The organism is Advenella sp. EE-W14 (assembly GCF_012923605.1).
In the GTDB taxonomy this organism is placed as follows: Bacteria; Pseudomonadota; Gammaproteobacteria; order Burkholderiales; family Burkholderiaceae_B; genus Advenella; species Advenella alkanexedens.
The window spans coordinates 154,158-178,733 of sequence record NZ_JAAVNG010000008.1 but is presented as its reverse complement, the minus strand read 5'-3'; the positions used below and the strand labels follow the sequence as shown (position 1 = coordinate 178,733).

Annotated in this window: 24 protein-coding genes; 3 read left to right on the top strand and 21 right to left on the bottom strand. The window is 51.1% G+C overall.

Annotated features, from left to right (window positions below):
* Positions 1 to 18: 18 nt before the first annotated feature.
* The 14 genes from lepA to HCX92_RS06340 form a co-directional block, all read right to left on the bottom strand.
* Positions 19 to 1,812, bottom strand: a complete 1,794-nt coding sequence (gene lepA / locus HCX92_RS06405; protein ID WP_169294109.1) for a translation elongation factor 4 — start codon at positions 1,810 to 1,812, stop codon at positions 19 to 21.
* Between the two features lie 81 nt (positions 1,813 to 1,893).
* Complete coding sequence (locus HCX92_RS06400) at positions 1,894 to 3,405, bottom strand: DegQ family serine endoprotease (protein ID WP_169294108.1); 1,512 nt, start codon at positions 3,403 to 3,405, stop codon at positions 1,894 to 1,896.
* Positions 3,406 to 3,418: 13 nt separating this feature from the next.
* Complete coding sequence (locus tag HCX92_RS06395) at positions 3,419 to 4,453, bottom strand: MucB/RseB C-terminal domain-containing protein (protein WP_169294107.1); 1,035 nt, start codon at positions 4,451 to 4,453, stop codon at positions 3,419 to 3,421.
* Complete coding sequence (locus HCX92_RS06390; RefSeq protein WP_169294106.1) at positions 4,453 to 4,965, bottom strand: sigma-E factor negative regulatory protein; 513 nt, start codon at positions 4,963 to 4,965, stop codon at positions 4,453 to 4,455. The genes HCX92_RS06395 and HCX92_RS06390 overlap by 1 nt, the downstream gene beginning before the upstream one ends.
* An 11-nt stretch (positions 4,966 to 4,976) precedes the next feature.
* Positions 4,977 to 5,576 (bottom strand): RNA polymerase sigma factor RpoE, encoded by a 600-nt coding sequence (gene rpoE / locus HCX92_RS06385; protein WP_169294105.1) that lies wholly within the window; start codon positions 5,574 to 5,576, stop codon positions 4,977 to 4,979.
* Complete coding sequence (locus HCX92_RS06380) at positions 5,573 to 5,926, bottom strand: hypothetical protein (RefSeq protein ID WP_169294104.1); 354 nt, start codon at positions 5,924 to 5,926, stop codon at positions 5,573 to 5,575. The genes rpoE and HCX92_RS06380 overlap by 4 nt, the downstream gene beginning before the upstream one ends.
* 85 nt (positions 5,927 to 6,011) lie before the next feature.
* The gene (gene fabF, locus HCX92_RS06375) at positions 6,012 to 7,241 is read right to left on the bottom strand and encodes a beta-ketoacyl-ACP synthase II (RefSeq protein WP_169294103.1); all 1,230 of its coding nucleotides are present in this window, start codon (positions 7,239 to 7,241) and stop codon (positions 6,012 to 6,014) included.
* Positions 7,242 to 7,440: 199 nt separating this feature from the next.
* Complete coding sequence (acpP, locus tag HCX92_RS06370; protein WP_169294102.1) at positions 7,441 to 7,677, bottom strand: acyl carrier protein; 237 nt, start codon at positions 7,675 to 7,677, stop codon at positions 7,441 to 7,443.
* Between the two features lie 256 nt (positions 7,678 to 7,933).
* Entirely contained in the window at positions 7,934 to 8,680 is a 747-nt protein-coding gene (gene fabG / locus HCX92_RS06365) for a 3-oxoacyl-ACP reductase FabG (protein ID WP_169294101.1), read from the bottom strand.
* A gap of 9 nt (positions 8,681 to 8,689) precedes the next feature.
* On the bottom strand, positions 8,690 to 9,622 hold the full coding sequence (gene fabD / locus HCX92_RS06360) for an ACP S-malonyltransferase (protein ID WP_169294100.1): 933 nt from the start codon (positions 9,620 to 9,622) through the stop codon (positions 8,690 to 8,692).
* Positions 9,623 to 9,646: 24 nt separating this feature from the next.
* A complete protein-coding gene (locus tag HCX92_RS06355; RefSeq protein WP_169294099.1) occupies positions 9,647 to 10,621 on the bottom strand; it encodes a beta-ketoacyl-ACP synthase III in 975 nt (324 codons plus the stop codon).
* A 57-nt stretch (positions 10,622 to 10,678) separates the two neighbouring features.
* Positions 10,679 to 11,728 carry a phosphate acyltransferase PlsX gene (gene plsX / locus HCX92_RS06350; RefSeq protein WP_169294098.1) on the bottom strand — a complete coding sequence of 350 codons (1,050 nt, stop codon included), beginning with the start codon at positions 11,726 to 11,728 and terminating at the stop codon, positions 10,679 to 10,681.
* A gap of 58 nt (positions 11,729 to 11,786) precedes the next feature.
* Positions 11,787 to 11,969 carry a 50S ribosomal protein L32 gene (gene rpmF / locus HCX92_RS06345; protein WP_169294097.1) on the bottom strand — a complete coding sequence of 61 codons (183 nt, stop codon included), beginning with the start codon at positions 11,967 to 11,969 and terminating at the stop codon, positions 11,787 to 11,789.
* Positions 11,970 to 12,033: 64 nt separating this feature from the next.
* Entirely contained in the window at positions 12,034 to 12,627 is a 594-nt protein-coding gene (locus HCX92_RS06340; protein ID WP_169294096.1) for a DUF177 domain-containing protein, read from the bottom strand.
* 106 nt (positions 12,628 to 12,733) lie between these two features.
* Between HCX92_RS06340 and HCX92_RS06335 the strand changes: the two genes are divergently transcribed.
* Together HCX92_RS06335 and HCX92_RS06330 are read left to right on the top strand one after the other, a co-directional pair.
* Positions 12,734 to 13,348: a Maf family nucleotide pyrophosphatase gene (locus HCX92_RS06335; RefSeq protein ID WP_169294095.1), complete on the top strand. Its 615-nt coding sequence runs from the start codon at positions 12,734 to 12,736 to the stop codon at positions 13,346 to 13,348.
* Complete coding sequence (locus HCX92_RS06330; protein WP_169294094.1) at positions 13,341 to 14,051, top strand: SAM-dependent methyltransferase; 711 nt, start codon at positions 13,341 to 13,343, stop codon at positions 14,049 to 14,051. The genes HCX92_RS06335 and HCX92_RS06330 overlap by 8 nt, the downstream gene beginning before the upstream one ends.
* 24 nt (positions 14,052 to 14,075) lie before the next feature.
* Here HCX92_RS06330 and HCX92_RS06325 read toward each other — a convergent pair whose 3' ends face one another.
* From HCX92_RS06325 to HCX92_RS06310, 4 genes are read right to left on the bottom strand one after another with little or no spacing between them, the layout of a single operon-like run.
* Complete coding sequence (locus HCX92_RS06325; RefSeq protein WP_169294093.1) at positions 14,076 to 14,903, bottom strand: N-acetylmuramoyl-L-alanine amidase; 828 nt, start codon at positions 14,901 to 14,903, stop codon at positions 14,076 to 14,078.
* A 33-nt stretch (positions 14,904 to 14,936) separates the two neighbouring features.
* Complete coding sequence (locus HCX92_RS06320) at positions 14,937 to 15,614, bottom strand: sulfite oxidase heme-binding subunit YedZ (RefSeq protein WP_169294092.1); 678 nt, start codon at positions 15,612 to 15,614, stop codon at positions 14,937 to 14,939.
* Between the two features lie 18 nt (positions 15,615 to 15,632).
* Positions 15,633 to 16,310, bottom strand: coding sequence for an HAD-IIIA family hydrolase (locus tag HCX92_RS06315; RefSeq protein ID WP_169294091.1), 678 nt, complete (start codon positions 16,308 to 16,310; stop codon positions 15,633 to 15,635).
* A gap of 23 nt (positions 16,311 to 16,333) precedes the next feature.
* Entirely contained in the window at positions 16,334 to 17,290 is a 957-nt protein-coding gene (locus HCX92_RS06310; protein ID WP_169294090.1) for an RluA family pseudouridine synthase, read from the bottom strand.
* 542 nt (positions 17,291 to 17,832) lie between these two features.
* Here HCX92_RS06310 and HCX92_RS06305 point away from each other — a divergent pair.
* Positions 17,833 to 21,009, top strand: coding sequence for an Rne/Rng family ribonuclease (locus tag HCX92_RS06305; protein WP_169294089.1), 3,177 nt, complete (start codon positions 17,833 to 17,835; stop codon positions 21,007 to 21,009).
* Positions 21,010 to 21,173: 164 nt separating this feature from the next.
* Here the strand turns inward: HCX92_RS06305 and HCX92_RS06300 are convergent, their stop codons facing one another.
* From HCX92_RS06300 to HCX92_RS06290, 3 genes are all read right to left on the bottom strand, one after another.
* Positions 21,174 to 22,100, bottom strand: a complete 927-nt coding sequence (locus HCX92_RS06300; RefSeq protein WP_169294276.1) for a tripartite tricarboxylate transporter substrate binding protein — start codon at positions 22,098 to 22,100, stop codon at positions 21,174 to 21,176.
* Positions 22,101 to 22,603: 503 nt separating this feature from the next.
* Positions 22,604 to 22,786 (bottom strand): hypothetical protein, encoded by a 183-nt coding sequence (locus HCX92_RS06295; RefSeq protein ID WP_169294088.1) that lies wholly within the window; start codon positions 22,784 to 22,786, stop codon positions 22,604 to 22,606.
* A gap of 13 nt (positions 22,787 to 22,799) precedes the next feature.
* Positions 22,800 to 24,494: an FAD-dependent monooxygenase gene (locus HCX92_RS06290; RefSeq protein WP_169294087.1), complete on the bottom strand. Its 1,695-nt coding sequence runs from the start codon at positions 24,492 to 24,494 to the stop codon at positions 22,800 to 22,802.
* Between the last annotated feature and the right edge of the window lie 82 nt (positions 24,495 to 24,576).

Below are 24,576 nucleotides of genomic sequence, written 5' to 3'. Positions count from 1 at the left end.
TCTTGTTTTTCCAGTTGTTTATTTATCGTCAACCTGAAGGATGGCCAGGAAAGCTTCCTGGGGGATTTCCACACTGCCAACCTGCTTCATCCGTTTCTTACCCGCTTTTTGTTTTTCAAGCAGTTTTTTCTTACGGCTGATATCACCGCCATAACACTTGGCCAACACGTTCTTGCGCAAGGCCTTCACGTTTTCACGGGCAATCACTTCGGCACCAATAGCGGCCTGAATGGCCACATCATACATTTGACGGGGAATCAGGCCACGCATTTTGGACACCACTTCACGACCACGGTAACGGGCATTGGCACGGTGAACAATCATGGACAGCGCATCCACCCGGTCTCCGTTAATGAGCAGGTCAACCCTGACCACATCGGCAGAGCGGTACTCGAGGAATTCGTAATCCATGGAGGCATAGCCGCGCGACACCGATTTCAGGCGGTCGAAGAAGTCAAGAACGATTTCCGCCAGTGGAATTTCATAAACCAGATGCACCTGCCGGCCATGGTAACTCATATTCATTTGAATCCCCCGCTTGGCCGTACACAGGGTAATCACGGCGCCAACATACTCCTGTGGCATGAACAGGGTGACCGTAACGATAGGCTCGCGGATATCCCGAATCTGACCAATGTCCGGCATCCGCGAAGGACTTTCAATCATGATGGTTTCACCATCATTTTTTTCAACCTCATAAACCACCGAAGGTGCGGTGGTAATGATGTCCATATCGAACTCACGTTCGAGACGCTCCTGCACGATTTCCATATGCAGCATGCCCAGGAAACCGCAACGGAAACCAAAACCCAATGCCTGTGACACTTCGGGTTCAAACATTAAGGCGGCATCATTGAGTTTGAGTTTTTCCAATGAGTCACGCAATTGATCATATTCGCTGCTTTCAACCGGATACAGTCCAGAGAAAACCTGTGGCTTGACTTCCTTGAACCCGGGCAAAGGCGCCTCGGCCGGCTTGTTGGCCAGGGTAATGGTGTCTCCTACCTTGGCGTGTTCAAGTTCTTTGATACCGGTAATAATAAAACCCACTTCACCGGCCGACAATTGCGTACGGGCCACCGATTTGGGTGTGAAAACGCCCAATTGCTCACACAGGTGTGAAGCACCGGTTGCCATGAACGTGATTTTATCCTTGACCTTGAGCACGCCATTAACGATGCGCACCAGCATGACCACGCCAACGTAGTTGTCAAACCAGGAGTCGATAATGAGTGCCTGCAAGGGCTTTTCAGGATCACCAACCGGCGGCGGCACTTTGGTCACGATCTGCTCGAGAATTTCATCAATGCCCATGCCTGTTTTGGCACTGGCTTTGATGGCTTCGCTGGCATCAATACCAATCACGTCCTCAATTTCTTCACGGGCCGCTTCAGGTTCGGCGGAAGCCAGATCCATTTTATTAAGGACCGGTAAAACCTCGACCCCCAGTTCAATGGCGGTATAACAGTTGGCCACCGTTTGCGCCTCTACCCCCTGGCTGGCATCCACCACCAGCAAGGCTCCCTCGCAGGCGGACAGTGAGCGGCTGACCTCATAGGAAAAGTCAACGTGTCCGGGGGTATCAATCAGGTTGAGGTTATAAATCTTGCCATCATTGGCCTTATACTGCAGGGAAGCGGTTTGAGCCTTAATGGTAATCCCCCGTTCCCGTTCGATATCCATTGAGTCAAGTACCTGCTTGGACATTTCCCGGTCTGCCAGGCCTCCGCAGCGCTGAATCAGGCGATCGGCCAGGGTGGATTTTCCATGATCAATGTGGGCAATAATCGAAAAATTGCGTATATGTTGCATATAAGGCTGAATAAAGTTTTTGTAGGGGACTCATAAAAAAAGGGCGCGATGCGCCCTTTTAGCGTATGTCGTATTGTAGCCTTATTTTGACGGCGTTACAGGCACCCACTGGGTTAAATTTGCACGTCGAATCAATAAAGCGGCTGCTTTGTCTTTGGACAGCTTGCCAACCGTCTCTTCAAACTGCTTGACATCCTTGATATCCTGATCATTGACGGCAAGAATAATATCATCAACACGCAGACCGGCTGCCTGTCCAGGACCATCTACCTCGGTAATCTTGACGCCCCCCTTGATACGCAGCTTGGTCATGGTTTCCTGGGATAAATTACCCACAACCAGTCCCAACCGATCAGCCTTGGCAGACTTGTCTGCTTCCGTCTTGCTGGCGGCAAGCTCCTCGCCCGGGCTGGAAGGCACTGCACCCACGGTGATTTTCAGGTTTTGTTTCTTGCCGCGACGCCAGACTTCGATCATTGATTCGGTATCCGGTTTTGTCTGACCCACAATACGTGGAAGATCCGACCATTTCTTGATTTCCGAACCATCAAATCCAATAATCACGTCGCCAGCCTGGATGCCCGCCTTGTCTGCCGGACCACCCTGCTCGACATTGCTGACCAATGCGCCAGAATCGTTTTCAAGCCCCAAAGCCTTGGCAACCTCACCGGCCACCTCACCAATTTGTACGCCAATACGACCCCGGGTAACCTTACCGTTTTCCTTGAGTTGCTCAACCACCTGCATGGCATCATCAATGGGAATAGACAGGGAAATACCCATGAATCCGCCACTTTGGGAAATGATTTGCGAATTCACGCCCACCACCTCTCCATTCAGGTTAATCAAGGGACCACCCGAGTTGCCCGGGTTGACCGCTACGTCAGTCTGAATGAAAGGCAGATACTCACCCGTATCACGATTGATGGCACTGACAATACCCGATGTCACCGTGGAATCCAGTCCAAATGGAGAACCGATTGCCAAGACCCACTGACCTTTTTTCAGGTTATCGGAATCGCCAATTTTAAGGGTAGGCAACTTTTCATCGCTGTCGATTTTAAGCAAGGCAATATCGGTGCGCTGATCAGAGCCGATAACCTTGGCGGTATGTTCTTTGCCATTATTCAGGGTCACCAGAATTTCTGAAGCACCGGAAATAACATGGTTGTTGGTAATGATATAACCATCATCGGAAATGATGAAACCGGAACCGACACCACGTGGCACTGACCTTTCAGGCTGTCCATTACCACGATGACGGGGTTGCGGCGTGGCGCGTGGCGGCATGAAGTCGGGACCGAAGAAGAAACGGAACAACTCAGAGGGATCACCGCCATAAGGATCATAGCCATGGGAACGGTTTGAGATATTTTCCATGGTACGGATATTAACAACCGCATTTTCTGTTTGGTTAACAATGGGTGTGAAATCGGGCAAACCGACAATACTGGTGGCCACGTTCGCATTTTGTACATCCTGGGCACTGGCAACATCACCACCAACATAAGAAAGCCCGGCATACGCGGCACTCAGCCCGATCACGGTATACAGCACACTGCGTTTCAATTTATTATTAAGCATTTGTTTCATGAAAATCCCTTTCCTAATTCAATTTGGATGATACGGGTGGAATAAATTTAGCTGAAACAGCCATTTCTTCAAGTGTATTCATGGGCACGGCACCAATGACGGTTACCCAGTAATCATCCACGCGTTGACGAAAAACATTCAGGGAACCTACTTGTACTGCACCATGAGCCTGCAACGTCTTTTCCGCCTCTGGCACTTTTTGCACAAACACGGAAATCGAAGAAAGGCCGTCTGAGAGAATTAGGTGTTTAACTTGCTGATTAGTTCCTTTCGGTCGGATAATACTTAAAATCGGCACGTATCCCTGAGGGGCACGCAACTTCCAGCCCTCGCGGGCGAAATCGACTGAAACAAGTTCTTCTTTTTCGACAACCCAGTCCTTGAGTTTGTAGCCAGGTGTCAGCAAAGCGGTATCAACATCCTTGCCCATAACCAGACCGGTAAAAGTGATCTGCTCAACCACTTTATTATCCAGTCCGATCGTTTGAGATCTTAATAACAATTTTGATTTGACATCAACACACAAACGATAACCATAACGATCCGGGGTGCGCGGTGCCAATTCGAGCTGCTGGCATTCATAACCGGCAACCCGCTCTTTTTTGCCACTCAGGGTGGCAGTATAGTACTGGTTTAAATGCGTGGCTTCGGTTTGCAAAAATGCCGGAAAGCGGTCCTTGCGGGCCGGGGTCAAAATAATTTTCTTTTGCTCCGGCACAAGACACTGCACAACATCATTGGTCCGCAGATACTCCTGGGGATCACCATCAAGCAGCTCCAGCCGCTCTTTGACACCTTCGCCATCAACAATGTGCGTAACACGTGAGGACATGATCTGATCGCCTTGCTGATAGGTGAAAACACCACTGTAATCATTAGTGACCGATGCCTTTTGCACTTGCTCAAGAAATGCGACCAGATCATTGCCTGTAAGCAGCGTTGCCGTTTTGGCCATGGCCGGTGTCGCAAAAAGGACGCCAAGAAGAACCAGTGACAGCCATTTTGTTTTTGCCTTTCCTGCCACCCTGCTTGATGAATAATGCAACATTAGCGATTAACTCCGTACTCATAGGAAACCAGATGTACGGGACGTGCCCCCACCATTTGACGATGGGCATGAATATAATCACTGTAATCCCGATTCAGCTCAGTACTGGATGAGGTTTGCGACGCCACCACGGGTGCGGATACGGCAGGCGCCACCTCATCTTCAGCCATAAATGGCTGAACCACCCACACCACCGATGCCACGGCCGCCGCCACGGCCAGTCCGGACAAGCCCTGACGCAAGCCAAAACGGCGCGCGGGCACCACAGGAGCCGGTTCGGCATCAATGGCCTTGCTGACCCTTGCATAAAAAAGGTCTGAAGGCTTGATGGCCAGCTCATCGCTACGCATGACATCACCAATCAGGTGATAGGTATCCCATACCTGCCTGCCATAGGAGTTATCCAGGTTTTCCAGATCAAAATTAATATCCTCACCATCGATAAGCGCCGATATGGATTCATCCCAATCAAGTGACTGCGATTCATTTAATGTTGAATGTCTTGTGTTCATGTATCAGCTCCTTACCAGCGACGATCGTTATCCTGGCCTAAAACAGGCTTAAGGCGGGCAGCAATCGCTTCCCTGGCCCTGAAAATCCTGGATCTGACGGTTCCAATGGGGCACTCCATGGTTTGGGCAATTTCTTCATAGCTCAAACCCTCTATTTCCCGCAGTACAATGGCCGTCCGTAAATCTTCAGGCAATTCTTCAATAGCCTTGTTAACGGTCTGGGCAATTTCACTGGAAACCATACGTGACTCAGGTGTATCAATGTCTATAAGATTGTCTGATTGAGAAAAAGTTTCGCCCTCTTTCGTTTCAAAAGTATCTGACACCAACATTTTTCGCTGATTGGATGAAAGCCAGTTACGGGCGGTATTGATGGCAATTCGATATAGCCAGGTATAAAAAGCGCTTTCCCCCCTGAACTGGGGCAAGGCGCGATATGCCTTGATAAAGGTTTCCTGGGCAATATCTTCGATTTCAGCCTGGTTGTTGAGCATGCGAGCAAGCAAACGCATGATTTTTCGCTGGTATTTAAGCACCAGCAAATCAAATGCCCGTTTATCGCCTTTCTGCACACGGGCAACAAGCTCTGCATCGACGTCACGATCACTCATGGCGCCTCCTGTTGAAGGGACCTGTTCCAACGCATCGCGTGGCACAGGACCTTAAGTTTACGCCAACCCGTTTTACCCACGGTAAATGGCCAGATGGTGATCAGTTTAGCTGACATTTGCGGATTAAATGGATTTTCAAGATACAGGGTCAGCCAGAAAGGCCCCTGCCAGAATTGTTGCAAGACCAGAAGCTGGTGTGAACCATTACCGGAAAGTTCCCATGGCTGGGCAGCATGGATCTTGAGAAAAGAAGAAGTGGATTGTGAAGACCGGGCATACGCCAGATAAATGGCCGCCAGCCCAAGCCCCAAAGAAAACCCGGCAAGACATGCTGCCGCAACAAACAACATGCATGCCTTGCCATAACATTCAAACCTGCCTGGTCGTATTTCAAGCAAACACGACCAATGAAGATTCAAGTGTGAAGTGGACAAATTAAACCCGTTTCACAACCATTGAGCCATTTGTGCCACCAAAACCAAATGAGTTGGACAGTGCATATTCTATTTTCATTTCACGAGCCTGGTTGGCACAGTAATCAAGGTCACAGCCCGGATCCTGATTGAAAATATTGATGGTGGGCGGTGAAATCTGATGATGAACCGCCAGGGTCGTGAAGACGGCTTCGACACCGCCTGCGGCGCCCAGCAAATGTCCGGTCATGGATTTTGTTGAGTTGACGACGGTTTTATAAGCGTGGTCACCCAAAGCCAGTTTAAGTGCATTGGTTTCGTTTTGATCGCCCAGCGGCGTTGAGGTACCATGCGCATTCACGTAATCGACCTGATCAGGGTTGATTTTTGCATTATTCAGGGCGTTCAGAATACCACGACGCGGGCCATCGCTATCGGGAGCGGTAATGTGGTGAGCATCGGAACTCATGCCATAGCCGGTAAACTCACCATAAATGCGGGCACCCCGTTTTTTGGCATGTTCATACTCTTCAAGCACCAGCACGCCAGCACCCTCACCCAGCACAAAACCGTCACGATCGGTATCCCAGGGACGCGAAGCGGTTTCAGGGTCATCATTGCGGGTTGAAAGCGCACGCATGGCGGCAAAACCACCAATACCCAACGGTGAAACGGTTGCCTCGGCACCACCTGCAATCATTACATCGGCATCACCGTATTCGATCAGGCGAGCGGCATCACCAATGGAATGCAAACCGGTTGTGCAGGCGGAAACCACGGCATAGCTGGGTCCTTTCAGGCCAAGCATGATAGTGAGGTGACCGGAAATAAGGTTAATGAGTGAGGCCGGCACAAAGAATGGAGAAATGCGGCGTGGACCTTTAGCCAGGTATTCGGTTTGTGTTTCTTCAATACGGTGAAGACCGCCAATGCCCGAACTGACAATCACGCCAATACGCTCGGCATTTTCTTCGGTGACTTCAAGCCCCGAGTCGCGCCAGGCATCAATACTGGCCGCAATGCCATAGTGGATGAAGGTATCCATTTGTTTGCCTTCCTTGGCAGACATGTATTGGGTCAGATCAAAATCCCTGACCTCGCCGGCAATCTGTGAATTGAAGCCCGAAGCGTCAAATCGGGTAATACGACCGACTCCGGAACGTCCGTTGATAATATTATCCCAGGCTGTATCAATTGAATTTCCTACCGGGGACACAATACCCAAGCCAGTAATTACGACACGTCTTTTCACAGAAGACTCCTACCTTAATTTATATTTAAATGAATGGAATGATTGCCTTGACATACTGCCATAAACAAAAAAACGCTTGGGAAAACCATAATGCAACATAACCTGAAAATCTTCCAGACTACTGACACAACGCTTTCCCAAGCGCTTTTGCATCAACCTGCCATTGACCCGTAAAGGATCAATGGCTGGTACGGCTACATTAAGCTTTATTCTTGTTAATGTACTCAACAGCTTGCTGAACTGTTGTGATTTTTTCTGCTTCTTCGTCTGGAATCTCTGTTTCGAACTCGTCTTCCAGAGCCATTACCAGCTCAACCATATCCAGTGAATCGGCACCTAAGTCGTCAAGAAAAGAAGACTCGTTTTTGATTTCAGCTTCATTAACGCCAAGCTGTTCTGCGACAATCTTCTTGACGCGTTGTTCGATGCTATCCATTTAACTCTCCAAAGGGAATGAATCCCGCGAATTATAGCCAACTGCTTATAGAATGCAAAAGGCTGTTGTGACAAAAAAAATTATTTTAGCAAATAAGTATTAAAAAACTTATAAAACCAAAATACCATCCAAAAAGTTAAAATGCGTGTACTGCCAACTGTGCATTTTATTAAAAATTAACCTTTTGTCTTTAAAAAAAGACAAACAGTGCAAATAAATTATTTGCAATACTACCTGAAGTACCGGAAAAACCGCACTACTGCATGTACATTCCACCATTTACATGCAAGGTTGTCCCGGTAATGTAAGCGGCTGCAGGACTGGCCAGAAACGCCACTGCATTGGCGACATCTTCGGGCTGACCAAGACGGCCCAGAGGGATCTGGCTTAGCAACGCCGTGGTTTGCGACTCACCCAAGGCACGCGTCATGTCGGTATCGATAAAGCCGGGCGCCACGCAGTTAACGGTAATGTTGCGACTGCCAAGTTCACGGGCCAGCGCCCTGCTCATGCCGGCAACACCTGCCTTGGCGGCCGCATAGTTGGCCTGACCGGGGTTACCGCTTGAACCAACCACCGATGTCACATTAATGATACGACCCGAACGCGCTTTCATCATGGCCTTAAGAACACCACGTGACATGCGGAATACCGAACCCAGGTTGGTATCCATGACCGCAGACCAGTCTTCATCTTTCATGCGCATAGCCAGGCCATCACGTGTAATGCCTGCATTATTGACCAGAATATGGGGAGCCCCCTCTTTGGCCAGCTCTGCCAGCAAGGCATCACAGGCAGCAGCGTCAGTGACATCAAGCACCACACCGCGGCCACCAAAGCCGGACAATTCAGCACTAATGCCTTGTGCACCGGCCTCTGAGGTTGCCGTACCAATAACAGTGGCACCACGCTTGGCCAGCTCAAGGGCAATGGCCTTACCCAAACCGCGCGTTGCACCGGTCACCAAGGCAACCTGACCACTTAACTCTTTTACTTCAGACATTGTTATTCCTTATCCCTTCAGGGTTTCCAGAGCAGCCTGCAAAGACGCCGGGTCGTAAATGGAGATCCCCGTCATTTCAGGCTCGATTCGTTTGACCAGACCACTTAACACCTTGCCTGGGCCACACTCAACCACGTGGGTCACACCCTGCTGTTTCATGGCACGGATAGTTTCCACCCAACGCACGGGATGCCATGCCTGGCGAACGAGCGCATCACGGATTGCATCCGGTGTTGCAGCCACTGCCACATCAACGTTATTGATCACATCAACGGATGGCATGGCAATTTCAATGCCAGACAGGGCTTTTTCCAGAACACTGGCGGCCGGCTTGAGCAGGCTGGAATGAAAAGGAGCGGAAACAGGCAATGGCAGGGCACGTTTGGCACCCGCCTGTTTGGCCAGGTCACAGGCACGCTCCACCGCAGCCTTATGACCGGCAATCACAACCTGGGCGGGCGCATTGAAATTGACGGCCTCAACCACTTCACCCTGGGCCGCATCGGCACACACCTGGCGTACGGTATCGTCGTCCAGACCCAAAATGGCCGCCATGCCGCCTGTTCCCACCGGAACGGCAGCCTGCATGGCATCAGCACGTATTCTGACCAGACGCACGGCATCTTCAAGTGAGAATGAACCCGCTGCCGCCAGCGCGGAATACTCACCCAGACTATGACCCGCCATTAAGGACGGTTGCGGACCTGCCGCTTCCACATATGCCTGATACATGGCATAGCTGGCAGCCAGCATGACAGGTTGGGTATTGGTGGTTAAATTAAGCTGCTCAGCCGGGCCTTCGGCAATCAATGCTGCCAGATCCTGGCCAAGCGCAGCTGAAGCACGTTCAATAACTTGCGTGACGGTCTGGTTTTCAGCCCAGTTATTAAGCATGCCCACGGTTTGCGAACCCTGGCCCGGAAATACAAAAGCAATTTTCATATTGATCTGTCTCTTGAAATTAGTTTACAGGCGCACCAGGGCAGAACCCCAGGTAAAACCACCGCCAACACCTTGCATCAGTACGCAGTCTCCCGCCTTGATGCGACCATCTTTACGGGCAGCATCAAAAGCCAGGGGAACGCTGGCTGCCGAGGTGTTGGCATGATCGGCAACGGTTGCCACGATTTTTTCAGCAGGCAGGCCCAGTTTGCGTCCAAGATAATTGATAATGCGGATATTGGCCTGATGGGGCACCATCCAGTCAATGGCATCCAGGGACACGCCGGCTTTCTCACAAACCTGATGGGCGGATTTCTCGAGTACGGTTACTGCCTGCTTGAAAACAGCCTGCCCATCCATACGCAGGAACGGATCACCAGTAACCACCCCGTTTTCGATGCGTCCCGGTGTATTCAATATCGTGTTAAGAGAACCGTCGGCATTAAGCTGGGTAGCCAGAATGCCTGGCTCATCGGAAGCCTGAAGCAGCATGGCCCCGGCACCATCACCAAACAGTACGCAGGTACCGCGGTCATTCCAGTCCAGAATGCGGGAAAAAGTTTCTGCACCTATGACCAGGGCACACTTGGCATTGTTGGCCTTGATGAAACTGTCTGCCGTTGCCAGCGCATAAACAAAACCACTGCACACAGCCTGCACATCAAAAGCGGCGCCGCCCTTAATACCCAGACGGGATTGCACCAGACAGGCCGTGCTGGGGAAAATGAAATCGGGTGTAGAAGTGGCAACGATAATCAGATCAATGTCAGCGGCATCGATACCGGCATCTTCAATGGCACGCTGTGCGGCAATGACAGCCAGATCACTGGTTTTTTCATTGTCGCCGGCCAGATGACGCTGACTGATACCGGTCCGGGTCACAATCCATTCATCGGATGTTTCTATGCCTTTTTCCGCCAGTCTGACGGCCAACTGGTCGTTAGTAACACAGTTTTCGGGCAAATAACTGCCTGAACCTATAATTTTTGCAAAACTCATGACCAACTCCTTGGGCCATGCCTGGATTGAAGGGGCAGGCACAGCGTTTTATATTTTTTATTTCTGTCCGGTGGTACTTTCAGCATTATCCCGGTCTATTCTTTGCGTCATCTGGGTGACTGCCGTTGCGGTTTTCTCAAGCAACCCCCTGACAACCGCACCACGGGCCCGTTCAATGGCCTTGGTATAAGCAAAAACATCGGCCGAACCGTGACTTTTAAAAACTATACCGCGCAAGCCCAACAGGGCAGCACCATTATAGTTGCGATTATCAACTCGGTCACGGAAACGGCTCAGCACCGGCCGGGCAACCATACCTGCCGCCATTGTAAGATAGTTTCGGGTAAATTCCTGTTTTAGCATGGTACCAATCATTTTGGCCAGGCCCTCAAGCGATTTCAGGACCACATTACCCACAAAACCGTCACACACCACAATATTGGTGGTACCCTTGAAAATATCATCGCCTTCGACATTGCCATAAAAATTCAGGCCACTGCATTGCAGCAGGCTTGAGGCTTCCTTGACAGTCTCATTACCTTTGATGGCTTCTTCACCAATATTAAGCAAGCCAACCGTTGGATTCTGGATATTGTCGATTGCTTCGCACAGCGCCACACCCATGATGGCAAATTCCAGCAAATGCTGGGCAGAACAGTCGACATTGGCACCGAGATCCAGCATGGTGGTGGCTCCACCTTTCTGGTTGGGTATGGCCGTGGCAATGGCAGGCCTGTCAATGCCTTCCATGGTTTTCAGCACATACCGTGAAATAGCCATCAAGGCACCGGTATTACCTGCCGAAACCAGTGCATCCGCCCTTTTTTCCTTGACCAGGTTGACGCCCACCCGCATGGATGAGTCTTTTTTACGACGCAAAGCGACCTCAACCGGATCATCCATTGCCACCACTTCAGAAGCGGGAACAATTTCAAAACGGCTGAGGTCGCCTGGATTTGCTTGCCTGAGAGCCTGTTCGATTTGTTCAGGAACGCCGGTTAACAGAAAATGTGTGTCAGCGTACTGCCGGGCAATTTGCACAGCAGCAGGAACAGTCACGGGCAGGCCGACATCACCGCCCATGCAATCTATAGCAATACGTACCACGATAGTAATAAACAGGCCACGCCTGACAACGGCGCGGCCATATTCTCAACGTAACCGATTATTCGTCGTTTTTTGTTTTCAGAACTTTACGGCCACGATAAATGCCGTTAGGACTGATGTGGTGACGCAGGTGCAATTCACCTGTTGTAGACTCGATCGCTGTCGCGGGAGATGTCAGGAAATCGTGTGAACGGCGCATATTGCGTCTTGAAGGTGACTTTTTGTTTTGTTGAACAGCCATGATGACTCCAAAAAATGTTGTATTAAATAAGGTAATACAAACTAAAAACTATAAACTGTAAAAATTACCGCTTTTTGAGCTGTTCCAGCACCGCGAATGGCGAAGAAGGCTTTTCAAGCTCATCGTCGGGCAGCACCGCTTGTGAAGGACAACTCTCGTGCCGTGGCACGTAAGGCAGACTTAAAATCAAATCGTCCTCAACCAAATCAAGCACACTCATGTGCCGGGAAGAGAGGATTTTCTCATCGAAAGGCTCCTCTATTTCGCCCGATTCAGTCAAATCACTGTGAAGATCGGCCTCGGAAGTAACCAATTCCAGCACCGACTCATTATTTACATCAAACCTGAATAAACCAAGACAACGCTGGCAGACAAGTTGCGGACTGGCTTGTACATGCAAACGCAATAACCGTTTGCCACGCGCGTCCTTTTCACCTTTCAGTGACCAGACAACCATACCGCTTTCATCTGTTAATTGCTCAGGCAAATCTTGTGTAAGTCTTAAAAAAGCACCTAAAGGTGTTTTACCACTTAACTCGCCAGCGCGGCGCACAAAATCAAGGGAATCAATAAAAAGACCCTTGCCTGAACCCACCTGGCCTTGTGCTGCCAGGCCCTCAGTTTGGCTTTTTTCAGCCTGGCCCTTTTCGTTACTCATATCCCCGCCTGTTCCTTATTCCCCGCACTTCTTGATTCAAGGTTTGCACAAATATCGGAAAACATAGGATAATAACCCGTTATTTATCATTTGGTCAATTAAAACAATGACAAACCGCTTTTCCCGTCTTATTCTTGCGTCATCTTCCCGCTACAGAAAAGAAATGCTGGAACGATTCCGCATCCCGTTTGAAGCAATCTCCCCTGACATTGACGAAACCCCACAACCGGGTGAAACACCGGCCCGGCTGGCCCTGCGCCTTTCGGTTGAAAAAGCGCTGGCCATTGCGGCCCACAACCCGAACAGCGTCGTTATTGGCTCGGACCAGGTCGCCACACTGGATGGCTCGCCCATTGGCAAACCCGGCAACTTTGACGCCGCCAAAAAACAACTGCAGGCGCTATCCGGACATTGCGTGGAGTTTCATAGTGCACTGGCCGTTACCGATGGCAGCAGAACCGAATCAGCCGACATTATTACGCGCTGTTATTTCAGGGAGCTGAGCGATGATGAAATTGTACACTACCTTGAAATTGAAAAACCCTTTGACACCGCCGGTAGCGCAAAAGCCGAAGGGCTGGGCATTACCCTGATGGAAAAAATGGAAAGCGATGATCCCACTTCCATCATCGGACTGCCTTTGATTACCCTGGCCCGGATGCTCCGCTCGTTCGGCATTAATCCCACCCTGTCTGCCCAGGAAAACACGCACCATGACTAAAACCCTGCATCTCATACCCGTTGGACTGGGCCAGGCCCCCACTTCATCATGGCTGCCTGCCGACACCCAGGCTGTGGCTTCACGCCTTACCTGCTATATCGCTGAAAACGCCAAAACCGCCCGTGCTTTCCTCAAACTGATTGGTACCCTAAACCCTCTTCAGGAAATCACCATTCATACACTAGGCGCAAAAACCAGCGCAGGCGAGATCAACCAATGGCTGAATGAAGTCACCCCGAACGGTGAAATTGGCCTGGTCTCCGAGGCCGGCTGCCCCGCGGTTGCCGACCCGGGAGCCAAAGTTGTAATGGCCGCCCATAAAATGGGCATTCGCGTCATTCCCTGGGTAGGCCCTTCTTCCATCTTGCTGGGCTTAATGGCCAGCGGTCTTGACGGGCAACGCTTTACGTTTCATGGCTACGCCCCAGTCAACCCGGCCGAACGCACCAAACAGCTGAAAGCCTGGGAAACCCAATCGGCCAAACTGCAGCAAACCCAGCTGTTTATAGAAACCCCCTATCGCAATGCCGCCATGTTTGAGTCTTTGATTAACGCACTGCGACCCGATACCCGCCTGTGCATTGCACGCTCTGTCACCACTCAGGACGAATGGATCAAGACCAAAACCATTGCCCAATGGAAAGCCGGCCCAGCCCCCGAATTGGATAAAAAACCCACCCTCTTCCTGTTTTTGGCCAGTTAATAGCGTTTGGAGCCAGTTAGTCGCTTAACCGTCTTCCTGAGCGGCCAAGTCCATCAGGATGGCAGCCGTCCGGATATCGGGCTGACCATCATAACGCTGCGGGCGGTAGTGCATCTGAAACGCCTGTAACACCCGCCGGGTTGACACCTGGGCCCCAGGCCCGAATTCCACCTCATAACCGATACGCCGCAGCTTTTCCTGAAACCACGGCCAATCCGGCACGCCGTCCACCGCAAAGCGGGCCTCGTATTGCCGGACACGGTCTTCATCATACCAACGCCCTATGCCTTGCCTGGCCAACGCCTCCCAGGGAAACAGGGGGCCGGGATCAATTTTTCGCTGCGGCGCAATATCGCTATGCCCCACAATATGCTTTGCCCTGACCTGATGACGCTGGGCCAAATCACGCAACAAGGCCACCAACAGATCTATCTGTTCAGGCGAATAAGCGTCCCACTGTGTTTTTTGCTCATTTAATGGCCCAAGATTGACCACTTCTATGCCGATAGACATGGCATTAAGATTCTTATAACCATACCACTGGCTGATACCAGCGTGCCAGGCCCGACGGTTTTCATCCACAAGACGATACAACACAGGGTTCTTCCCGGCAGTCAGCAAATAATGGGCACTGACCTTGTTTTGGGTAAGAATCCGCAATGAATCGGCATTGTTTTCAGAGGTGTAATGCAAGACAATAAAACGCACCCGACTATCCTGGGCTGCCGCGGTGAAGGACTCATCGACCGCATATTCCTGCTGCGAGCAGGCCAGCAATACCGACAGGCCGAACACCCCCGACAATCGCTGAAACCATCGGACAGCAAAACGCAAAAAATCTGCTTGCAACATGGCCTGCCTCCCTTCCATGCAAGTATCGTTTTCTTATCTGCCATCTTCTCTGGGATGCCGACCAGAACCTGATACATTACCCACTGAATCGACAATAGTCTGCACCTTGCGACGCAACACCAGCGCATTCACCACCCGCCAAAGCAACAAAAAAGCCATCAGCAGTGTAAACACGACAGGTGCCACCAGACTTTGCCCCGCCGGGTGCATTTTCCAGAAATGAATAATAACCAGTATGCCCACCACATACACGGCACGATGCAAACGTTGCCAATTACGCCCCAGCTTGCGAATGGATTGCTGGCGCGAAGTGGCCGCCAGCACACACATGATGGCAAAGGACAGCATGCCCAACAGGATATAGGGGCGCTCGACCAAGTCCTGAAGCATGAACGAAAAGCTGAGCTTGCGATCCAGCCAGAGCCAGGCGATCATGTGCAAAAAAGCATAAAAGAAAGCATACAAACCCAACATTCTGCGCCAGCGCAACAAGGCCGGCTGCCCCAACATTTGCCGGATGGGCGTGACCGCCAGCGCAAGACACAACATGCCCAGGGCCCATTGCCCGCTGGAGCGGGCAAAAAACAGTGCCGGCTCGGCCGTCATACCCCCCACACTACCCAGATAAAACCAGCGAATCACCGGCAACAGGCACAGCAAAAATACAAAGGGCTGAACGCGATCAATACTTTCGGCTTTCCAGGTTTTCATTTTATTTCCCAGCCCAACTCAGGAAAATGCCTGGTTTGCATTGGTTTTACAATGCATCTGCAACAGATCCGCCAAACCGGTAACATCGTCAACAATACGGGTGGGTTTGCTTTCATTAAGCTCACGCAGGCTATGTGCACCATAAGTTACCGCGATACTTTCAACACCGGCATTATGCGCCATCAGGATGTCGTGCGAGGTGTCACCAATCATGACAGTCTCTTCAGCCGGCACGGCCAGGGTTTCCATGAGCTCATTCAACATTTGCGGATGGGGTTTGCTGAATGTTTCATCGGCCGTGCGGGTAGCGGCAAAATAATGCCCCAGTTTTTTCTGCTCAAGCACCCTGTTCAAGCCCACGCGGCTTTTACCGGTCGCCACGGCCAGCATGACGCCATTGTCGCGAAGTTCATCAAAAAGCGTGGTCATGCCATCAAAAAGGCATAAATCGGGGTCACGGGTGAAATAATGAAACTTATAACGTTGAATGAATTCTGGCAACTGCTCGGCCGTCAGGGTTGGCACCACCTTATAAAGAGCACTTTCCAGCGACAGGCCAATCACCCATCTTGCCTGTGCCGCAGGCGGCACTGCCAGACCCAGATCTCTGCAGGCCGACTGTATGGCCTGGACAATAGACTGGGTAGAATCAATCACTGTTCCATCCCAATCGAATACAACCAATGAATATCGCATATGACGTTACCAACCTATAAAAATCAAATTTGTTGCTGTTCCAGTTTTTTCAGCACTTGCTGGCAGGTTGCCGGCAACGGTGCCTCAAAATCCATGGTTTCCCCACTGACGGGGTGTGGCACCTGAAGCCGGTGCGCATGCAAAAACATGCGATTGAAACCCTGGCACGCAAAATACGCCCGAACTTCATCCTTGCCGTACTTTTCATCACCAACAATCGGGAAACCGCTGGCCGCCAGATGCACCCTGATTTGATGAGTCCGGCCAGTGCGCAGCTCGGCACCCACCAAAGTATATTTCCCGAACCGTTGCAAACCGGTGACAATGGTATGGGCAAAGCGACCTTCCTTATCCACCCGGACCCGGCGCTCTCCGCCTGGCGTCAGGTATTTGGTTAAGGGCAATTTAATATGCTGCCGGTCATTGACCCAATCTCCGCATACCAGGGCCAGATATTGCTTGCGCCCACGCGATTCTCTCATGATTTCATGCAAGGCAACCAGCGCCGAGCGTTTTTTGGCAATCATGAGCAAACCCGATGTTTCCTTGTCCAGGCGATGCGCCAGCTCCAGAAACCGGGCTTCGGGCCGGGCGGCACGCAGTTGCTCAATCACCCCAAACGAAACCCCGCTACCGCCATGCACGGCCACACCGGCCGGTTTATCGATCACCAGCAAGGCATCATCTTCATAGACCACGGGAAATTCGGCGCCCGGCACCTTGCGGGGCGCATCGGGTTCGGCCGTACGCAAGGGAGGAATACGCACCTGGTCTCCGGCCTGCAAACGGTATTCCGCCTGTATGCGACCTTTGTTCACCCGCACCTGTCCACTGCGAATGGCTTTGTAAAGATGACTTTTAGGTACTCCCTTGCACACCCGGATCAGGAAATTATCGATGCGCTGATCGGCAGATTCGACGTCAATCGTGACCACTCTTACAGAAAAAGATGAATTATTATCAGAAGTTTGTTTCCACATACACAAAAGAGCTCTATAATTCCCTCACCATATGAAGACCGGCGTGGGAAGATCGGGCGTAGAGAAGCTAAAAAAGCTGTTTCCGCCAAATCGTTAAAATCACATTGTACTGCTAGTATCAAACAGCCGTACCTGTATTTCTCACCCGCTTCAGAGTTATTGGTCACCAAACAGACAACGCTTACTGTTTTTGTTATTCAATGCGGCAGGAAAATCATCTGCCCACAAAAAAGCCTCTTAGCCTGTTTGCTGTACGAATGAATGAATAAAAAACGCCTAATTTTCATTCCAGACTGGCATTGTCTATACGCTGTCTGGAATATACACAGAAGTTATTAAAAAATTGAGTTTATCAATAAATATCAATTATCTGCAGACCGGGACCCATCCTGCTTTCAAACAGGGAACCACACCCGTCAAACAAGCGTATACATGCGCGGGGCACCTGCGCGCGTTCATTTTACCCTTTCATTCGCACCCAAGTAACTCTGTGGTTAATGCATACGATGTCCGTTGCATTAGTTAAACGGAGAATACCTTAAATGAAACGCATGTTATTTAATGCGACGCACCAAGAAGAACTACGCGTCGCGATTGTAGATGGGCAAAAACTCATCGACATCGACATCGAAACAGCAGGCCGGGAACAACGCAAAGGCAGCATTTACAAAGCCGTCATCACCCGGATCGAACCCGGACTTGAGGCCTGCTTTGTCAACTACGGCCATGATCGTCACGGTTTCCTGCCCTTCAAGGAAGTGGCCCGCAGCTACTTCAAGGAAGGTATTGATGTCCGGGGCGCCCGCATCCAGGATGCCTTAAGTGAAGGCCAGGAACTCATTATCCAGGTCGAAAAAGAAGAGCGTGGCAACAAGGGCGCTGCCCTGACCACCTTTATTTCCCTGGCAGGCCGTTACCTGGTCCTGATGCCCAACAACCCGCGTGGCGGTGGTGTTTCACGCCGCATTGAAGGTGAAGAGCGCCAGGAACTGCGTGAAGCCATGGACCAGCTTGACCTGCCCGCTGGCATGAGCATGATCGCCCGCACGGCAGGGATCGGCCGTTCGGTTGCCGAACTGGAATGGGACCTGAAGTACCTGCTGCAATTATGGAACGCCATCGATTCTGCCGCCAAGGAATATCCTGCGCCGGTCCTGATTTATCAGGAATCCAGTCTGGTCATTCGCGCCATCCGCGACTACTTCTCACCCGACATCAGCGAAATCCTCATCGACACCGATGCGATTACCGACCAGGCTGTCGCCTTCATGAAAGACGTTATGCCCGATAACGTCAATCGCGTCAAACGCTACCGTGACGATATCCCCCTGTTCTCCCGCTTCCAGATCGAACATCAGATTGAAACCGCCTATTCTCGTACGGTACAGCTTCCGTCTGGCGGCGCGATTGTGATTGATCACACAGAAGCCCTGGTGGCCATCGATGTCAACTCGGCCCGCTCCACCCGCGGTACCGACATCGAGGAAACCGCCTTGCGCACCAACCTTGAGGCAGCCGAAGAGGCAGCCCGCCAATTGCGTCTGCGCGACTTGGGTGGCCTGATCGTTATCGACTTCATCGATATGGAAGACAGCAAGAACCAGCGCGCGATTGAACAAAAATTGCGTGACGCCCTGCACTTTGACCGGGCTCGCGTCCAAATGGGCAAAATCTCGCGTTTTGGCCTTATGGAACTGTCACGCCAGCGCCTGCGCCCGTCCCTGAACGAAGGTTCACACATTACCTGCCCGCGCTGTAACGGCACCGGTGTTATCCGTGACGTGGAATCCAGTGCCCTGAATATCCTGCGCCTGCTGCAGGAAGAAGCCATGAAAGACAACACGGCAGCCCTGCATGTCCAGTTGCCGGTAGAAGTGGCCACTTACCTGATGAATGAAAAGCGGTCCGACATTGTCAAAATGGAATCCCGCCTTAAAATCAACGTGGTGCTTATTCCCAACAAGCACCTGGAAACCCCTCATCATCATATCGAACGCATTCGTTACGATGACAATCGCCTTGATGAACCCAAAACCAGCATTGACCTGATTGAACAGCCCAGCACCATCGTGACCTGGGAGTCCAGTACGGAAAAAGCCGTTCATAACGAACGTCCCGAAGCCCTGGTCAAGAGTATTTCACGTGACCAGCCTGCACCGATCGTTCCGGCCCCCAAAACAGAACCTTTAACCCCCGCTCCGCAGCCTGGTTTATTCAAACGCCTGCTAAGCTGGTTTGCCGGCGAAAAAGCGGTAGCGCCCGAAGCCGAACCAGCCAAAGAAGACAAGCCACGTCAGGCAAGCCGTGGTAAAACCGGCCAACGCAACGAGCGCAACACCGGCCGTAACCGCCGCAACACGGAAAAACGCCCCGAGGCCGCTGAAACTGAAGAAGACAAGCGTCGTAATCCTCGCGCGGCAAAACCACGCGCACAGGATAACCGCAACAAAGAACGCGACGCCAAGGCCACACCGGCAGAAATCGTGAACGATACCGATAGCAGTCCATCTGCCGATGAAAACAGTCCACGCTCACGCAGCCGTCGCAGTCGCACCCGTAACCGTCGTGAAAACACAAACGACAGCAAAGAACAGAACCTGAACCAGGGCACTGACATTCCTGAAAGTGCAGGCGATGAAATCCCGGTCAAACAGCGTCCGGCCCGAGTGAAAGCCGAACCGGAAGTCGTTCAGGAAACTGACGGCACCCCCTTCACCACCGCAACTGCTGTGGTCGCCACCATGGCTGCCCTGCCCGCTACCGAAGCTACTGAAGAAACGGCTGGCGAAGAGCTGGCAGACAACGCCACCGCATTCGATGAGGAAACCGGTGAAGCGCTTGATCCAAACAAACGCCGTCGTCCACGCCGTCGCAGCCGTCGCACCCGTCGCCCGGCCGATGAACAGGGAAGCACAGAAAACACATCGGCACCTGCTGCTTTTGTGCCGAACGAAGTGCTTTTGGCCGAAGCGGAAAGCCTTTCCCAACAAGCCCCAGAGGCAGCACCAGCCGCCAAAGTGGAGCCCGTGCAAGACAGCGTGACTGAAACCATGCAGGAAGCCCCGGTAACAGCTACAGCGCCCGAGGCACAGGCTGAAGAAGCCGTTTTGGCTAGCCCTGCGCAGGCAGAGCCTGTGGCAAGCCCGTCTTCTGAACCTGCCCCTGTCGCCAGGACTGAAACGATTGAAACGGAAAAAACCGAATCAATGCCCGTCACCCAGACAGAACCCACGGCGTCTGCCGCAGATGACTCAACAGCCATCAACAGCCAGCCTGTTTTGCCTGAAGAAACCAGCCAGCCGGCCACTGCCGAACCTGCCGTATCAGCCAGCGAGACAGCTGAACAGCCAGCTGCTACAGAAACGCTACCTGAAAATGCCACTGATAACAGTGCGGCAATTGAAAGTACGCCAGCGCCTGTGGCAGAAACCGCCACTGAAGAAGTATCCAGCCCGGCAGTCGCCTCTGCAGAAAGCGAAACTGTCATAGAAAGCACTGAGGTCACACCGACACCAGTACAAACCGTGACATCCGTCTCCGCAACCGGTACACAAGCTTCACTTGAGGAAATTGCCTCCAGCACCGGCATGCAATGGGTTGAAACCAAAGCCAGTCTGATACAACCTGTGGAACTTCCCAAACCCAAATTGGGACGTGCCCGCAAAACGGTTGCAAAAACCGAAGAAGTCCCATTGGAAATAGTGGAAACCAAAAAATAAGTTTCCTTGACTTCAAGGCCTAAAAAAAGCCCCTGGAAAACCCAATTCCAGGGGCTTTTGACTGCTGGACGCCTTCTTAAGACTTGCCCATTGCCTGTGACCTAAAAATACTCAATATTGTCCGCCCTGACAAGAACAAGAGCGGACAATAAGCTTGCATAACCTCAATCCAGCGTGATATTACCTGCCTGAATGACTTTGGCCCAGTCTTCACGTTCTTTATCCGAGTAGGCCTTGAACTGCTCGGCTGTCATGGGCATGGTTTCAATACCCATACCGTTGATTTTTTCAACCAGTTCAGGATCTTCCAGGGTAAGCAGCAAATCGGCAGATACTTTATCGACGACTTCCTTTGGCAAACCGGCGGGGCCCACCAGACCCTGCCAGGCGTAAGCTACAAAATCACCCACACCTGCTTCGCCCATGGTAGGCACATCAGGAAGCACAGCAGCCAGACGTTCAGGTACCGCCACAGCCAGCACACGAACCTTGCCTGCCTTAATATTAGGCAAACCGGACCCCAGATCGGCAAACATCAGGTCTACCCGTCCGCCAATCAAATCCTGCAAGGCAGGTGCTGCCCCCCGGTATGGGACATGCAAAATATCGGTATTGGTCTGCTGTTTAAAACGTTCCAGCGCCAGATGGTGTGGAGAACCGGCACCTGCCGAACTGGCCGACAGTTTACCTGGCTCTTTACGTGCAGCCTCAATCAAATCATCCAGTTTCTGATAAGGTGAGTCAGCCGGAACCGCCAACACTAACGGAAAACGGGCCAAACCACCAAGATAGGTGAATTTGCCGGGATCGTAAGTTAACTGCTTGTACAGCGACGGGTTAAACGCCAGGGTACCGGAATCGGCCGTACCAATCACATAACCGCTTGGGTCGGCATTGGCCACAGCCGTTGCACCAATACTGGTACCACCACCGGGACGATTTTCAATAACCAGCTGTTTGCCCAGATGTTTTTCAAGATTCATGGCAACCGTACGGGCGATCACATCAGTGCCACCACCGGCTGGGTAAGGCACCACCCAGCGGATGGGCTGCTCGGGCCAGGCAGCATGCGCCACGCCTGCCACACCCATCGCGCCAACTATAAATACTTTACTGATCGCTTTAAACACTTTTATCTCCTTCCATCGAATAAACAAAAAAATTTTCATTGACGGCACCTGCCTCAGTATTCAGGTAACAGTCAATCGCATGCAGCCAGAAGAAGACAAGACTTCCCCTGTCGGAAAAAGGCCGACATGCTTGAAATAATCGGGTTGTGATTTATAACCGTATCATCATGGCCAATAAGTCTTCACTTACTGCAATGAGTTTTATCTGTTCCTGTTGCGAAAGCCCTGCGCTGGCATATGCATGTGTCTCCATATCAAAGTGTGATAGATGTTATGGCTTTTTATAATAATGCCCGTTTTTACGTGCTTACACTAGCAATCATTTTAGTTGTGAAAGCAACTATATTCAAGCGTTTTTTGATCTATATTAATAATTATTAAATTTTCACTGGATTTTATAAGGATAAAAAAATACCTGCCCGGCCTGTTTTAAGGCCGGGCAGGTGGTATTCCCATGCATTTATTTATGCTTCAAAAACCAGTGCCTCATTTATAAGGCGGCAAATCAGTTCAGCATCCTTAATTTCATTGCTTAACAACAAAACCAGTTTGGTCAGGAACAGGCTGCGTTTTTCTTCGGGTAACTTGTCAATGGCAAATGACAGGTTATCGTATACTTTCTCAAGGCTCAGGATATCAATACTCATTTTTCATTCCTCCTCAGGCAGATTTTTTAATGAATTTCTGGAACGCGTTTTCCAGGGAGCCCGGTACGTATTGTTTCCAGCGGCCGCAAATATGATGATCGGGACGAACCAGATACACCTGGCCCTGGCTGGCCCCATAGCGGTTTTGCAGCAATTGCGCATCCACCTTGAAGGTTTTACCGGCACCGGCGGTAACCGTATTTTCAGAAGACAGGACAATGACCTTGACAGGCACACCCTGCGCCTTAAGATCATTGACTTCTTTTTGCAATGAATCAGGCAGGCTGGCTTCGTTGCTAAAGTAAATAATATTGAAGTCCAGCCCCAATTCGTCATACAGATACTGTTGATCGGATAATTTCAGATTAGGAAGGGGCGCGCCATTTTCCAGCTCTGGCAGCATATCCTGATTATCATCGCCAATACTGTTAACCGGAGAAGAACGGTACACGTGGGCACGCGACGTTCTCCAGTGAAACAGCGGACGAACGAATTCATGCTTCAGGGACAGGGACAGTGTGGCATCACGCAACAAACGGAAACCATCGGTGGGGGGGGCCATGAAACGGGTGCTTTTGCCCGCTTCATCAATAATTTCCATGGCTGCGCCAACACGGTCATGGGTATAAGAATGAAGCAAATAAGAAGAGCCCCAACCTTTAATGGTGGCCACCAGCTTCCAGCATAAATCCATCACATCCTGAAAACCGGTATTGGCACCACGCACCCCAAAGATGGGGAGCATATGGGCCGAATCACCGGCAAACAAAATACGGTTGTGGACGTATTCAGGCAAGGTAAGCGCACGGGCGGAATACACCGAATACCAGTCAAGCTCCCATTGTTTGCCTTCATATCCCATCATTTTCAGCTGGGCATTGACCGCGTGGGTAATGTTTTTCAGATCCAGCGCCTCTTCATTGGACACATGGGCCGGCAATTGATAATCAAAACGCCAGATATTGTCGGGTTCCTTGTGCAGCAAAATGGTATTGCCCGGGTTCCAGTCAGGTGAAAAGTAAGCCAGGCGCTCGGTAGGCAAAGGCAGATCAATGCGGATATCCACAATCACAAAACGCCCCTCGTAGCTATTGCCCTCCATATTCAGACCCATACTTTGGCGCACACTTGAGCGGGCCCCGTCTGCGGCAATCAGCCATGGGGTTTTGTACGAATAATCGCCTTCGGGGGTATCCACCACCAGGGTCACTTCATGGTCATCTTGTGAAAATGAAGTCAAATGATTACCCCAGCGCAATTCAATCAGTGGCTGCTTGGCGGCCTCTTCAACCAGATAGGTTTCCAGATAGTTTTGCTGCAAATTGTTCAGCGGTGGATAGCTGTCCTGGGGGTCTACCGGTGTTTCCATACGGAAAACGCGCTCACCACAATAAAAAGAATTGCCGCTGGTCCAGGAAAGCGCTTTTTCCATGATTCGATCGGCCACACCGGCCACTTTCAGGATCTCCATGGAACGACGCGTATAAACCAGGCCGCGACTGCCTTCGGATACCTGCTGCTCGGATAACAACACGATGTTCTTGATGCCGTGTTTGGCCAGGATAAGCGAGGCAACCAGACCAATCGGCCCGCCGCCGACAATGGTGACTATTCCATTGGACTGGGCCGGATCAGACGGAAAAGTGTGTGGATAGACGGTGTATTCGTGATACAGGGATTTACGCGGAACAGTAACAGGCGTATGCATAATGTCTCCATGAATGGAAAGTATTCAATTTTTGTTTATAAAAAATATGCAATACGTAGGGGTATTTGCATTTGCAACCAAT